The 13,925-nt window shown below is 62.8% G+C and carries 16 protein-coding genes; 1 reads left to right on the forward strand and 15 read right to left on the reverse strand.

Going from position 1 to position 13,925, the window contains the following annotated elements:
* From rplN to rpsJ, 12 genes are all read right to left on the reverse strand, one after another.
* Positions 1 to 369 carry a 50S ribosomal protein L14 gene (rplN, locus tag AC1DRE_RS14045; protein WP_003803789.1) on the reverse strand — a complete coding sequence of 123 codons (369 nt, stop codon included), beginning with the start codon at positions 367 to 369 and terminating at the stop codon, positions 1 to 3.
* A gap of 394 nt (positions 370 to 763) precedes the next feature.
* Positions 764 to 1,072: a 30S ribosomal protein S17 gene (gene rpsQ, locus AC1DRE_RS14050; RefSeq protein ID WP_104172035.1), complete on the reverse strand. Its 309-nt coding sequence runs from the start codon at positions 1,070 to 1,072 to the stop codon at positions 764 to 766.
* Positions 1,069 to 1,398 (reverse strand): 50S ribosomal protein L29, encoded by a 330-nt coding sequence (rpmC, locus tag AC1DRE_RS14055; protein WP_104172034.1) that lies wholly within the window; start codon positions 1,396 to 1,398, stop codon positions 1,069 to 1,071. Before rpmC ends, rpsQ begins: the two co-directional genes overlap by 4 nt.
* Positions 1,399 to 1,400: 2 nt before the next feature.
* Positions 1,401 to 1,817 carry a 50S ribosomal protein L16 gene (gene rplP / locus AC1DRE_RS14060; RefSeq protein ID WP_104172033.1) on the reverse strand — a complete coding sequence of 139 codons (417 nt, stop codon included), beginning with the start codon at positions 1,815 to 1,817 and terminating at the stop codon, positions 1,401 to 1,403.
* Positions 1,818 to 2,651: a 30S ribosomal protein S3 gene (gene rpsC, locus AC1DRE_RS14065; protein WP_104172032.1), complete on the reverse strand. Its 834-nt coding sequence runs from the start codon at positions 2,649 to 2,651 to the stop codon at positions 1,818 to 1,820.
* The gene (gene rplV, locus AC1DRE_RS14070; protein ID WP_003803798.1) at positions 2,652 to 3,017 is read right to left on the reverse strand and encodes a 50S ribosomal protein L22; all 366 of its coding nucleotides are present in this window, start codon (positions 3,015 to 3,017) and stop codon (positions 2,652 to 2,654) included.
* Between the two features lie 38 nt (positions 3,018 to 3,055).
* Positions 3,056 to 3,337, reverse strand: a complete 282-nt coding sequence (gene rpsS, locus AC1DRE_RS14075) for a 30S ribosomal protein S19 (RefSeq protein WP_011692805.1) — start codon at positions 3,335 to 3,337, stop codon at positions 3,056 to 3,058.
* Between the two features lie 12 nt (positions 3,338 to 3,349).
* A complete protein-coding gene (gene rplB / locus AC1DRE_RS14080; RefSeq protein WP_104172031.1) occupies positions 3,350 to 4,189 on the reverse strand; it encodes a 50S ribosomal protein L2 in 840 nt (279 codons plus the stop codon).
* Positions 4,190 to 4,218: 29 nt separating this feature from the next.
* Positions 4,219 to 4,524, reverse strand: coding sequence for a 50S ribosomal protein L23 (rplW, locus tag AC1DRE_RS14085; protein WP_024366132.1), 306 nt, complete (start codon positions 4,522 to 4,524; stop codon positions 4,219 to 4,221).
* Positions 4,521 to 5,138, reverse strand: coding sequence for a 50S ribosomal protein L4 (gene rplD / locus AC1DRE_RS14090; RefSeq protein WP_104172030.1), 618 nt, complete (start codon positions 5,136 to 5,138; stop codon positions 4,521 to 4,523). Before rplD ends, rplW begins: the two co-directional genes overlap by 4 nt.
* 4 nt (positions 5,139 to 5,142) lie before the next feature.
* Positions 5,143 to 5,793: a 50S ribosomal protein L3 gene (gene rplC / locus AC1DRE_RS14095; RefSeq protein WP_102973689.1), complete on the reverse strand. Its 651-nt coding sequence runs from the start codon at positions 5,791 to 5,793 to the stop codon at positions 5,143 to 5,145.
* A gap of 17 nt (positions 5,794 to 5,810) precedes the next feature.
* Positions 5,811 to 6,119: a 30S ribosomal protein S10 gene (gene rpsJ, locus AC1DRE_RS14100; RefSeq protein ID WP_003803825.1), complete on the reverse strand. Its 309-nt coding sequence runs from the start codon at positions 6,117 to 6,119 to the stop codon at positions 5,811 to 5,813.
* Between the two features lie 398 nt (positions 6,120 to 6,517).
* On the opposite strand from rpsJ, the gene AC1DRE_RS14105 reads away from it, so the two are divergent.
* Positions 6,518 to 7,945 carry a GH1 family beta-glucosidase gene (locus AC1DRE_RS14105; RefSeq protein ID WP_476985195.1) on the forward strand — a complete coding sequence of 476 codons (1,428 nt, stop codon included), beginning with the start codon at positions 6,518 to 6,520 and terminating at the stop codon, positions 7,943 to 7,945.
* Positions 7,946 to 7,953: 8 nt separating this feature from the next.
* Here AC1DRE_RS14105 and AC1DRE_RS14110 read toward each other — a convergent pair whose 3' ends face one another.
* The 3 genes from AC1DRE_RS14110 to tuf form a co-directional block, all read right to left on the reverse strand.
* Entirely contained in the window at positions 7,954 to 8,079 is a 126-nt protein-coding gene (locus tag AC1DRE_RS14110) for a hypothetical protein (RefSeq protein WP_258073772.1), read from the reverse strand.
* Between the two features lie 38 nt (positions 8,080 to 8,117).
* Positions 8,118 to 12,326, reverse strand: a complete 4,209-nt coding sequence (locus tag AC1DRE_RS14115; RefSeq protein WP_476985196.1) for a hypothetical protein — start codon at positions 12,324 to 12,326, stop codon at positions 8,118 to 8,120.
* A gap of 164 nt (positions 12,327 to 12,490) precedes the next feature.
* Entirely contained in the window at positions 12,491 to 13,681 is a 1,191-nt protein-coding gene (tuf, locus tag AC1DRE_RS14120; RefSeq protein ID WP_069949303.1) for an elongation factor Tu, read from the reverse strand.
* Positions 13,682 to 13,925 lie beyond the last annotated feature (244 nt).

A 13,925-nucleotide genomic window follows, 5' to 3' on the forward strand; every position in this document is an offset into this window, starting at 1 on the left:
CTAGAGCACCTCCGGAGCCAGAGAAACGATCTTCATGAACTTCTTGTCACGAAGTTCACGACCAACCGGTCCGAAGATACGGGTACCGCGGGGGTCACCGTCGTTCTTCAGGATCACAGCTGCGTTCTCGTCAAACTTAATGTAGGAACCATCCGCACGGCGGCGTTCCTTCTTGGTACGGACGATGACAGCCTTGACGACATCGCCCTTCTTTACGTTGCCGCCCGGAATTGCGTCCTTGACGGTAGCGACGATAACGTCGCCAATGCCTGCGTAGCGACGGCCAGATCCACCGAGAACGCGAATGGTAAGGATTTCCTTAGCACCCGTGTTGTCGGCGACCTTGAGTCGCGACTCCTGCTGAATCACTATTTACTCCTTGCGTCGCGCTGGTTCTCAGACCGAAAATCTTCCTACGGAATGAGCCTTGCGGAACGGTTGATCGGGGTGTCTCTTGACCTGCCTGGATTTTGCCAGACCAGGCCTAAACTCCCGTGCCAAAAACATTTGCTTCCCAGGCAATTCCGACGGATCGGAGCTCAAGGGGGCACTATGCCGTGGCACGATTGTTTACGAGGTTGATGACGGCGCACGAAGGGCGCCATACAAACTCAAAATCTTAGCACGTTCCGGCCCCCGGACACTAACCGGGGACGGACCGGGACTGGCCCGGGTGCGGCACACGAAAAGGCCCGCTCCCCTTGCGGGGAACGGGCCCTTCTGGTCAGTAATGACCTAGGCCGGACAGGTCCGGCTCAGGGGGTTACTTGGCCTTTTCGAGGATCTCCACCAGGCGCCACCGCTTGGTAGCGGACAGCGGGCGGGTCTCGGCGAGGAGAACGAGGTCGCCGATGCCGGCGGTGTTCTCTTCGTCGTGGGCCTTGATCTTCGTGTTGCGGCGGATGACCTTGCCGTAAAGGGCGTGCTTCACGCGGTCTTCGACCTGGACAACGATGGTCTTTTCCATCTTGTCCGAGACGACGTAGCCGCGCTTCGTCTTACGGTAACCGCGCTCGTCAGCCTTGGCTGCGTCGGAAACAGTTTCCGTCACGTTCTCGTCCTTTTCACTCACTTGGCATCCTCCTCGGCCTCAACCGTTTCAGCCTTGTCGGCCTTCTTGGTTGCAGCCTTCTTGGACTTCTTCTCTTCCTTGGCTTCCACAACCGGTGCGGCTACCTCGACACGAATGCCGAGCTCGCGCTCACGGAGAACGGTGTAGATGCGTGCGATGTCCTTCTTTACCGCGCGCAGACGACCGTGGTTCTCCAGCTGACCGGTGGCGGACTGGAAACGCAGGTTGAACAGCTCTTCCTTGGCCTTACGGAGTTCTTCAACGAGACGCTCGTTGTCGAAACCGTCCAGCTGTGCGGATGCAAGTTCCTTGGATCCTACTGCCATTTCTACTCACCACCTTCGCGACGCACAATGCGTGCCTTCAACGGCAGCTTGTGGATTGCCAGGCGCAGGGCCTCGCGAGCTACCTCTTCACTGACACCGGAGAGTTCGAAGAGAACCCGGCCCGGCTTGACGTTTGAGACCCACCATTCCGGAGAACCCTTACCGGAACCCATACGGGTTTCGGCAGGCTTCTTCGTCAGCGGACGGTCCGGGTAAATGTTGATCCAGACCTTACCGCCACGCTTGATGTGGCGGGTCATCGCGATACGGGCAGATTCGATCTGACGGTTCGTGACGTATGCCGGGCTCAGAGCCTGGATGCCCCACTCACCGAAGGAGACCCTGGTGCCGCCCGTAGCAGCGCCGGAACGACCCGGGTGGTGCTGCTTACGGTGCTTGACTCGACGTGGGATAAGCATTTAAGCCTGTCCTCCTTCTACTGCAGCAGGTGCAGCCTCAACTGCCGGAGCTTCGGCAGCCGGAGCTGCCTCCGCTGCCGGACGGTCGGTACGACGGCGGCGGTCACCACGGTCAGCGCCACCCGGGCGGCCCGGGCGATCGCTGGCACCACGGCCGCGGGACGGAGCAGCAGCTGCCTGCTGAGCCAGTTCCTTGGAGGTGACGTCACCCTTGTAGATCCAGACCTTCACGCCAATACGGCCGAAGGTGGTCTTGGCTTCGTAGAAGCCGTAGTCGATGTTCGCACGGAGGGTGTGCAGGGGCACACGGCCTTCGCGGTAGAACTCCGAGCGGGACATTTCAGCGCCACCCAGTCGACCGGAGCAGGCGATACGGATGCCCTTGGCACCTGCACGCTGAGCGGACTGCATTGCCTTCTTCATCGCACGGCGGAATGCCACGCGGGAAGTCAGCTGCTCTGCAACGCCCTGGGCAACAAGCTGTGCTTCCATCTCGGGGTTCTTGACCTCGAGGATGTTCAGCTGAACCTGCTTGCCGGTGAGCTTTTCGAGCTCGCCGCGGATGCGGTCTGCTTCTGCACCGCGGCGGCCGATAACGATGCCCGGACGTGCCGTGTGGATATCCACACGGACACGGTCGCGGGTGCGCTCGATTTCAACCTTGGCGATACCGGCGCGCTCCATGCCCGTGGACATGAGCTGGCGGATACGGATGTCTTCGCGAACGAAGTCCTTGTACCGCTGGCCGGCCTTGGTGCTGTCAGCAAACCAGTGCGATACGTGATCGGTGGTGATGCCGAGTCGGAACCCGTGCGGGTTAACTTTCTGTCCCACTTAGCGAGCCTCCTCTTTCTCCGGGGTAGCGACTACCACGGTGATGTGGCTCGTGCGCTTCTTGATCTGAAATGCACGACCCTGGGCACGCGGCTGGAACCGCTTCATGGTCGGGCCTTCATCAACAAACGCTTCGCTGATGATGAGGTCACCTTCATCAAACGCCACGCCGTCGCGGTCCGCGAGGACCCGGGCGTTGGAGATTGCTGACTGAACTACCTTGAATACCGGCTCCGAAGCTGCCTGGGGGGCAAACTTCAGAATTGCCAGAGCCTCGTTCGCTTGCTTACCACGAACAAGGTTGACGACGCGCCGGGCCTTCATAGGCGTTACGCGGATGTGACGCGCAATTGCCTTGGCTTCCATTGCTTTCCTTCTCTCGTCTTTGACGTAAGTGCAGGCGCCTAGCGGCGCTTGCCCTTACGGTCGTCCTTGACATGGCCGCGGAATGTCCGCGTCGGAGCGAATTCGCCGAGCTTGTGCCCGACCATCGACTCGGTGACAAACACCGGGATGTGCTTGCGTCCGTCGTGCACGGCGATCGTGTGCCCGAGCATGTCGGGGATGATCATCGAACGGCGGGACCAGGTCTTGATAACGTTCTTGGTGCCCTTTTCGTTTTCCCTGTCCACCTTCACAAAGAGGTGCTGGTCAACGAAAGGACCTTTTTTCAGGCTGCGTGGCATGTGTCCAGGCTCCTATCGCTTGTTCTTGCCAGTACGACGACGACGCACAATAAGCTTGTCGCTCTCTTTGTTCGGGCGGCGGGTGCGGCCCTCACGCTTACCGTTCGGGTTGACGGGGTGACGTCCACCGGACGTCTTACCCTCGCCACCACCGTGCGGGTGGTCAACCGGGTTCATGGCGACACCACGGACGGTCGGGCGAACGCCCTTCCACCGCATACGGCCGGCCTTACCCCAGTTGATGTTCGACTGCTCTGCGTTGCCGACCTCGCCGATCGTGGCGCGGCAGCGCACGTCAACGTTGCGGATTTCGCCGGAAGGCAGACGCAGCTGGGCGAAGCGGCCTTCCTTTGCAACAAGCTGGATCGATGCGCCGGCGGAGCGGCCCATCTTGGCGCCGCCACCCGGACGCAGTTCAACTGCGTGGATAACGGTACCCACCGGGATGTTGCGCAGGGGCAGGTTGTTGCCAGGCTTGATATCAGCGTTGGCACCGGCCTCTACGAAGTCACCCTGGGACAGCTTGTTCGGGGCGATGATGTAACGCTTGGTGCCATCAACGTAGTGCAGGAGGGCGATGCGAGCCGTACGGTTCGGATCGTACTCAATTTCGGCAACGCGGGCGTCAACGCCGTCTTTGTCGTGGCGACGGAAGTCGATCAGACGGTACTGGCGCTTGTGGCCACCACCCTTGTGACGGGTTGTGATCTTACCGGTGTTGTTACGGCCACCCTTTTTCGGGAGGGGACGTACCAACGACTTTTCCGGCGTCGACCGCGTGATTTCAGTGAAGTCCGCTACGCTCGAGCCACGACGGCCCGGTGTAGTCGGCTTGTATTTACGGATTCCCATAATTTATTTCCTCGTTAAAGTGGTCTCCGCTACGAGAGCGGACCGCCGAAGATGTCGATAGTGCCTTCTTTGAGGCTCACAATTGCACGCTTGGTGTTCTTGCGGGTACCCCATCCGAATTTGGTGCGCTTGCGCTTACCGGCACGGTTGATGGTGTTGATCGAGTCGACCTTGACGGAGAAAATCTTCTCCACAGCCAGCTTGATCTCGGTCTTGTTCGAGCGGGGGTCCACCAGGAAGGTGTACTTTCCCTCATCGATCAAGCCGTAGCTCTTTTCCGATACGACGGGTGCAAGCACAACGTCGCGCGGGTCCTTGATGGTGGCTGCACTCACTTGGCATCCTCCTCGTTCTTTGCCTTGGCGGCAACGAATGCCTCATAGGCAGCCTTGGTGAAGACAACGTCGTCAGAGACGAGCACGTCGTAGGTGTTCAGCTGGTCTGCGTACAGAACGTGAACATCTGCGAGGTTGCGCACGGACAGTGCGGCAACATCGTTGGCGCGCTCGATGACAACGAGCAGGTTCTTGCGCTCGGACACGCCGCGCAGCGTTGCCAGTGCATCCTTGGCGGACGGCTTGGTGCCGGCTACCAGTTCAGCAACAACGTGGATGCGGCCGTTACGGGCACGGTCAGACAATGCGCCGCGCAGTGCAGCAGCAATCATCTTCTTGGGGGTCCGCTGGCTGTAGTCACGCGGGGTCGGGCCGTGGACAACGCCACCACCGGTCATGTGAGGAGCACGGATTGAACCCTGACGGGCGCGGCCGGTGCCCTTCTGCTTGAACGGCTTGCGGCCTGCACCGGAAACTTCAGCGCGGGTCTTGGTCTTGTGGGTACCCTGGCGAGCAGCAGCGAGCTGGGCAACGACGACCTGGTGCAGCAGCGGCACGTTGGTCTGTACGTCGAAGATCTCTGCAGGCAGGTCAACCTTGACAGTGCTAGTCATTGAACTAGGCTCCCTTCACGGCGGTGCGTACGAGGACGACCTGGCCGCGGGCACCGGGAACGGCGCCCTTGATGAGGAGCAGCGACTTCTCGACGTCAACTGCGTGAACCGTGAGGTTCAGCGTGGTGTGACGAACGGCGCCCATGCGGCCGGCCATTTTCATGCCCTTGAAGACGCGGCTCGGGGTGGATGCGCCACCGATTGAACCGGGCTTACGGTGGTTCTTGTGTGCACCGTGGGAAGCTCCAACGCCGTGGAAGCCGTGACGCTTCATAACACCGGCGAAGCCCTTACCCTTGGTGGTGCCAACGACGTCGATCTTCTGGCCGGCTTCGAAGACCTCAACAGAGAGCTCCTGGCCCAGCTCGTACTCGGCAGCATCTGCGGTACGGAGTTCGACGACGTGACGGCGAGGCGTGACGCCTGCCTTTTCAAAGTGACCAGCCAGCGGCTTGGTGACCTTGCGGGGATCGATCTGGCCGTAGCCGATCTGAACGGCGACGTAGCCATCAACTTCTGCATTGCGCAGCTGGGTGATGACGTTTGAGTCAGCCTGGACAACAGTGACGGGGATGAGCTTGTTGTTCTCGTCCCAGACCTGGGTCATGCCGAGCTTCGTGCCCAGCAGGCCCTTTACGTTACGGGTTGCGGTCATAGTCTCTCAGCACCTCCCTACAGCTTGATTTCGATGTTCACGTCAGCCGGCAGGTCGAGACGCATAAGCGAGTCAACAGCCTTCGGCGTGGGGTCGATGATGTCGATCAGACGCTTGTGCGTGCGCATTTCAAAGTGCTCGCGGCTGTCCTTGTACTTGTGCGGAGAGCGGATAACGCAGTACACGTTCTTCTCCGTCGGCAGCGGCACGGGGCCAACTACCGTTGCGCCTGCGCGCGTGACCGTCTCAACGATCTTCCGTGCTGAAACGTCAATGACCTCGTGGTCATATGACTTCAGCCGGATGCGGATTTTTTGTCCCGCCATGTCGCCTGACTCTCTTTCAGTCTGTGCTTCCCCTGATTAGGGCTGCCCTGTTTACTTACGCGTTGCATGGCTGCCGAAGCATTTGAAGTCGTAACTACCACCCGCCGCACAAGCTGAATCCGGAAGAATCCGGGTTCCTCAACCTGCCGGCGTAACCGACCCCCGCGGTCGGGCGTGTCGCGCTCAGCACGCGTACTCGTCCGCAGTTCCATGGGGAGTGGGTTATGTTTGGTCTCCTACTTGGACCCTGACACCCGGCATTATCCGGATCGGGACGCGAAGGAGCGCTTGAACAACTCATCTAGTATGCCGGATTTTGCGGGCAGAAGCGAATCAGGCTATGCGGAGCCCTGCCCCCGGTCATTGCCTTCAGCAACAGTCGAATGGATGATAGGGACATGACTGTGCAGAACTCTGCGGCGTTGCAGAGCCTGGCCGGGCGGATGGATCCGGACTTCACCCTGGGTGTGGCCGCCGCCGCGTTCCAGATCGAAGGATCCCTCAAAGCTGACGGGCGCGGGCCCTCCGGCTGGGATGCCTTTGCCGAGAAGCCGGGAAGCATCATGGACGGCCACTCCCCTGCCGTTGCCTGCGACCACTACAACCGCTCCGGCGAAGATGTGGCCCTGATGCGCGAGCTGGGCGTTGACTCCTACCGGTTCTCCATTTCCTGGCCCCGGATCCAGCCTGACGGCCGCGGCGCCTTCAACAGCCAGGGCCTCGACTTCTATGACCGGCTGATCGACCAGCTGCTCGACGCCGGCATCTCCCCGATGGCAACGCTCTACCACTGGGACACTCCCCTGCCGCTCGAACACAGCGGCGGCTGGATGAACCGGTCCACGGCGGAACGTTTTGCCGAGTACAGCGCAGCCGCAGGGGAAAGGTTCGGCGACCGGGTTGCCCAGTGGGTCACCCTGAATGAACCGGTTTCGGTGACCCTCAACGGATACGCGCTGGGCGTCCATGCCCCCGGCCACGATCTCCTGTTCAACGCCCTGCCGTCTATTCACCATCAGCTGCTGGGGCACGGCCTCGCCGTCCAGGCCCTCCGGGCCGCAGGCGTCACCGGCGGGGTAGGCGTCACCAACCTCCACTCCCCTGTCCGGCCGGCAACAGGCAAGCCCGGCGACAGGATGGTGGCGAGGATCTTCGACACCTTGATGAACCGTGTCTACGCGGACCCCGTCCTGCTGGGCCGCTACCCGAAGCTTCCCCTTGTGGTCCGGCCGTGGTTCCGCTCCATGGGTAAGATCTCCGACGCCGACCTCCGGACCATCCACCAGCCCTTGGACTTCTACGGACTCAATTACTACTACCCCGTGAAAGTGGCCATGGGCCGCGGGACGGTCAGCGTTCCGGCGAACAATTCTGCGGCACTCGCCCGGCTGCCCTTCCATGAAGTGGGCTACCCGGAGTACGAGACCACCGGGTTCGGCTGGCCGGTGGCCCCGGAGCACCTCGGCATCCTGCTCCGCGAAATGAAGGACCGGTACGGCGATGCCTTGCCGCCCCTTTACATCACCGAGAGCGGGGCGAGCTTCCCGGAGCCGGAACACGTGTCCGGTCCGATTGCCGACACAAAGAGAATCGAATACCTGGCCAACCATTTGAGTCACGCGATTGCCGCCACGTCCCCGGGCGGCATCGCCGAGGACGTGAAGCTGCTGGGCTACTACGTGTGGACGCTGCTGGACAACTTCGAGTGGGCGGCTGGATACTCCCAGCGCTTCGGGCTGATCCACGTGGACTTTGACACGCTGGAGCGCACACCCAAGGAATCCTTCTACTGGTTCCAGGCGCTCAGCAGGGCACGGCGGGCCTGAGCGCCTGCCTACTGGTTCTTGTTGGCCCGGTTGATGCGCTTGGCGCGGTCGATCTCCTGGCGGAAGTGCTTCTTCGCCCAAAAAACGCCGGCGACGACCGCGGCGGCAACCAGGAGGAAAATAATCCATTCCATGATGCTGTCCTTTCGTTGTCAGCCACCTTACCAAGGCTTCACTGCAAACGGTCCCGCCCCTCGGGGGTCGGCTGGGCCTCGGACTGCGGCCCTCCGTCAGCCGGCGCCTCCGGCTTGGCGCGGGCCAGCTTCCACAGGGCAAAGGCTATGAGCCCGACGGCAATCAGCGCCAGCAGCGCGAAGGTATAGGACCGAAGGGCCCACGTCAGGCACAGTGCGACGCCGGCCGCACCCCACCAGACGAAAATCCGTTCTCCGATAAGCAGCCCGGACAGCAGCAGTGCCGCGTGCAGGCCCAGGACCCACAGCTGCTGGCCGCCGGATCCGCCGAACAGAATACCCAGCCCGCTCAGGCCAAGCAGTGCGGCGCCCACCCCCAGGAGGACGCGGCCCGCTGCCTGGTATCCGGCAGCGAAGCGCAGCCCGGCCAGGGCTGCGGCCAACAGGACGTACCACTGCACCGCCCAGAACGGCGCCTGCAGGTGGCCATCGGTGATGAGGACGGCACGCTGCACCGCCATGGTCACCAGGAACGCGCCAATCTCCAGAGTCAGCCTCCGCGCCCGGACCGGAACTTCCCTCACGGCCACGGACACGGTTGCAGCCACGAACAGGGCCGCCGTCAGGGCCGTGGCATCGCGCACCATGCCCGCCGCCGCTGCCACTGCCAGCCCGAGCCCCGCTGCGGAAACCAGGGTCCTCCGCCGCACTCCGCCCCGATCACTGAGCGCAAAGCTGGCGCCGTAGAGAACCAATGCCGCCGGCCCGCATCCCGCCAGCCAGGGCAGATAGGCGCCCCACGGCCCCTCGGCACCGCGAAACACGGAGGCGGCAATCAACGTTGCCCCCGCCAGGACAAGTGCTGCGGCCGGCGGATACAGCAACGGTGTGCGTTCCAGGTGCGATGCCGTAAACCCGGTGGCGGCCAGCACCAGGAGGGTAGCACCGGTAATCCAGTCCGCCGCCTGGCTGGCGACAAGTCCGGCGGTGAAGGCGGGAGCAGCTGCCCCGGCCAGCCAGAACCAGCGGTCCACGCCGGCTTCGGGTGAACGGTCGCGGTGCCGCTGCCGTGCAATGCCCGCGATGTTGAAACCGAGTGAGGCGGCCAGGAGGGCCATGGGGACGCCGTCCCAACTGAGAATCGGCGCGGCGAGCACGGTTCCGGCCCCGAACTGCAGTGCCGGTCCCGATGTGACGACGGCGAACACTCCCCCGTATACACAAAGGTAGAGCGCCCCGCGTGCCGCAAACAGCCGATGGGCGGCCAGTGCACCAAGCACCAGCAGCAGCAACTCAATGAGGACAACTGCCCGCCCGCCTTCGGCAGCGTAGACGGCGGAGGCGCCGGCGCCCTGGATCACGTACAGCGCGGGCAGGACTGCCTGTGCCCCGAGGGTTACCCATACCGCGGCGTCCTGGAATGGCACTTGCTCCAGCCGGTGCCGCATAAGCCAGCGGACCACGTGCTGCAATGCCAGCACGCCGGCGAAGGTGAGGGACACTACGGTGCCGGACGCCGACACATCGAAGCTGAAGACCATCGCCAGCGCCGCTGTCAGCAGGCGGGCCGCGGCAAAGTACGCGCCCTTCGCCTGCCGCGGTTCCACCGCCACAACCATGGCGGCGCTGAAGGCCGCGAAGATGCCCAGCAGAAGTTCGACGTCGGACAGGCGGTCACCGCTGCTGACAAGCAAGACCGCAAGCATGGACGGCGCGAAGGCGGCTGCTGCCGCCAGGTCACGGAACACGTATCCCGAGGCAGCTGCACTGAGGGCCATCACCGTGATGGTGAGGGTTCGTTGCCAGTCCCAAGTTCCCCCGACCGCGGCTGTGTGGGGCAGAATCACGGCCGCCGCAAGGGTGGCGGTCTGCAGCATCAATACAAGGGCGACGTCGGCCACCACCGCGTCCGGAGCCCGGTCGCGGATAGCGGCGGTCAGCGGGAACACGAGCTGAATCCCCAAAGCAACAATCAGGACTGTGGCGAGCGAGATTTCCTGACCCCCGACTACCACCGGCCCGGTGGACTCCTGAAGCTGCCCATAAGCAAGGACCAACAGGAGCGTTGCCGCAGCCCGGCCCATCCACCAGTAGGCCCACCGCCGGATGACCGCCGTCGAGCGCAGGGCCGAGGCGCCAAGATACAGGACCACGATCAGCAGGACGCCATTGCCCAGTCCAAGCGAAACTCTTGTGTAGGAGGCCAGGACGACAGCCACCGAGACCGCCAGGGGCAACGCCTCCACTGCCGTCGGTTGCCAGGAAGCGCCCAAGCCCGGGCGCGGGAACAGGACCGTGCCTGTCGCCAGCGACGCCACGAGTTGAAGCACGAGGGCTGTGGCCAAAAGCAGGTTCCCGGCGGTGGTGTCCGTGACGGACAGGACCACGATGGCAGCTATCCCGGCAGCGGTAAACCCGACAAGTGTGACCATGGGGGCAAGCAACGCAGCGCCGGCACGCTCCGCCGCAGCCGATGCCAGCTGCTGCAGCACGAGGGCCAGCGACAGGGCGAAGATAGCAGCAGCAAGCACTTCAGGCTTCCCCTCCATCACGGCGGAGGTCAGGACTGGAACGGCCAGGGTGCCCGCTATCCGCGAAGAAAGGATGAACTGCTGGCGCATCGGCGAACGGGTACCCGCCGACCGTACTGCCCAAAAAAGCGTGCCGGCCGCCAGGATGTTGAAGTTCAGCCACTGCCCCAGCTGCGCGCCCGCGATAATGCCCGTGGCCAGCGCTGCCGCCGGCGCCCACTCAGCGGCTCCCCCGGCTTTGACCGCGATGACCATGCCGGTGGCTACGCTGGCAAGCACCGCCCACAACAAGAGGCGATCCTGGCTGCCGGGGACGGGCAGCAGCATGAGCACGACCATCAGCAGTTGCGCTCCAAAGGTGCAGAACGAGTCAGCACGCCAGTGCCGTTCTCCTCCCCGGCCCGGACACCACCGCTGCAGTGTGGCCGCACACGCGGCCGTCACCACCGATTGCAGGGCCAGAAGGGATCCGGCCGCTACGAGGCCCCAGGTGACAGCGCCGGTCAGGTGCCAGGCCCAGGCCGAAGCCGCAATCGTCGTCGCCAATCGCGCACCATAGATCTTTGGCAGCCGGTGCCCGGCGGACGGCACGGCGGCCGCCAGTGCGAAGTATGCTCCGCAGAGTGCCATGATCAGGGCGAACTCGCCTCGATCCAAGCGCAGCGGCAGAACCGTTGCCGCTACGGCCACTGCCGGGACAACGAACGGGTCGAGAAGCATGATGGGACGCAGGAACAGGGGCGGGACCCAGCGGGGCTTCATCAGCGTTACCAATGTCATCGCCGCAGCGAAGCCGATCATGGCCCCGAAGTACCAAATGAGCGAAGCACCCAGTACGGCAACTCCCGACCACGCCGTCGAAACCACAAACGTGAGGGACAGATACACCAGTACCCGGCTTTCGAGCCGAAGAGCTGCAGCGACGTAGGCCAGGGTTCCAACAACGGAGGTCAGGAGCCACGCGAGGGGACCGTTCTGGACGGCAAAGTTGTACATCGCCAGGCCCGCGACAGGCACCAGCGCAAGCCCGGTTCCGGCAAAGGCTACGGCGGCAGGACGCAGTCTCGGAGCCTTTGCGTGCAGTGCAAAGCCTGCGCCGTAGAAGAGCACGGTGATGAGGCAAACGCCGGCAAACCGCAGCACCGCCGGGAGGCTTGTGCCCACAAAGAGCGCCCCCGCCGCCACTAGCAACAGACTGGCTACATAGAGCGTGACGTTGATGTTCTGCCGTTCGCGTTTCTCCTTGCGGGCCAGCCGTTCGGCCGGAGACTCTTCGAACGGATGCCCACCAAAGGATGGCGCGTCCAGGGATTGCCCATCAAAGGATGGCGCGTCCACCGGAGCCCTATCATTCGGAGGACCCAACGTCGGCAGGTGCGTGAACGGCTGCTGCCCGTGTGCGGCCGCCAACAGGCCCGGCACCGGCACCTCTGCCGGCGAGCCCGGCACCTCGGCAGGCGGGAAGGCGGGCAAGCCGACCGCATAGCCTGCTGCCGTCATGGGCGCCGCCGCGGCAACCTGCTGCGGTAACCCTGCTACCTGCTGCGGTAACCCTGCAGCCAGGTTGGCGTCATGCCACCCTTGCACGTGGCCTGCCATGAAGCCGCTCCGGTATGCCTCACCCGCGGCGGCTTTCAATTGGCGGACGGAATGCCGGGAGACCATCAGGAGGACGGCGGCAATGATGAGCAGAAGCGTCATGAGGGCGGACCACATCTCGGTTCCTTTCGGTGAATCGCCGCAAACGACCTTCGATGCAGTTTATCCAGCGACTGGACTAACTCTAGCAAAAAACAGCCCCGCTGCGTGTAAACGCAACGGGGCTGTTGATAAGGATCAGACGACCGTCAGACGGCGTACTGATCCCTGATCAGCAAGTATTACTTGAGGATCTTGGTAACGCGTCCCGAACCAACGGTGCGGCCGCCTTCGCGGATAGCGAAGCCGAGGCCCTCTTCCATGGCGATGGGCTGGATGAGCGCAACGGTCATCTCGGTGTTGTCGCCAGGCATAACCATTTCCGTGCCTTCCGGCAGGGTGATAACGCCGGTTACGTCCGTGGTGCGGAAGTAGAACTGCGGGCGGTAGTTGGAGTAGAACGGGTTGTGACGCCCGCCTTCGTCCTTGGAGAGGATGTAGACGTTAGCCTCGAAGTCGGTGTGCGGGGTGATGGAACCCGGCTTGACGACAACCTGGCCACGCTCGACATCGTCGCGCTTCAGACCGCGGAGCAGGAGGCCACAGTTCTCGCCGGCCCATGCTTCGTCGAGCTGCTTGTGGAACATCTCGATACCGGTAACCGTGGTCTTCTGGACCGGGCGGATGCCGACGATCTCGACCTCGGAGTTGATGGCGAGGGTTCCACGCTCGGCGCGGCCCGTAACAACGGTGCCACGGCCGGTGATCGTGAAGACATCTTCGATCGGCATCAGGAACGGCTTGTCGCGGTCACGTACCGGGTCCGGCACAGAGTTGTCGACAGCTTCCATGAGGTCCTCGACGGACTTAACCCAAACCGGGTCGCCTTCGAGAGCCTTCAGACCGGAAACGCGAACGACCGGAGCCTCATCGCCATCGAAGCCCTGAGCCGAAAGCAGCTCGCGAACTTCCATTTCGACGAGGTCGAGGAGCTCTTCGTCATCGACCATGTCCGACTTGTTCAGTGCAACCAGCAGGTAGGGGACACCAACCTGGCGGGCGAGCAGGACGTGCTCGCGGGTCTGAGCCATCGGGCCGTCAGTGGCGGCAACCACGAGGATTGCACCGTCCATCTGTGCAGCGCCGGTGATCATGTTCTTGATGTAGTCAGCGTGACCCGGAGCGTCTACGTGTGCGTAGTGGCGCTTCTCGGTCTGGTACTCAACGTGGGAGATGTTGATGGTAATGCCGCGCTGACGCTCTTCGGGAGCAGAGTCAATAGACGCGAAGTCGCGCTGCTCGTTGAGTGTCGGGTACTTGTCGTACAGCACCTTGGAAATCGCGGCCGTCAACGTCGTCTTACCGTGGTCAACGTGACCAATGGTGCCGATGTTAACGTGCGGCTTAGTCCGCTCGAACTTTGCCTTTGCCACAGGTTCCTCCTAGAACGTTTTCAAATGACTTACTCTTCGACCGCGCTTGTCGCGGCGAAACTTCAGTAAGTCTACTTGGGGGGCTTTGGATTGATGAAATTGCAGATTCAGGAACTAATACTAGTCCCTTGAGTCTGTCGGTGCAGGTGGCCGGAAACCGGACTGGCCTGAACCGGCCACCTGCACCGGGATAGTTTCCGGAACCGGAAACGCACCCGAGTTTGTCGCTTTGAAAGTCCGGTGG

The sequence above is a fragment of the Arthrobacter sp. P4_H3 genome, from assembly GCF_056400885.1.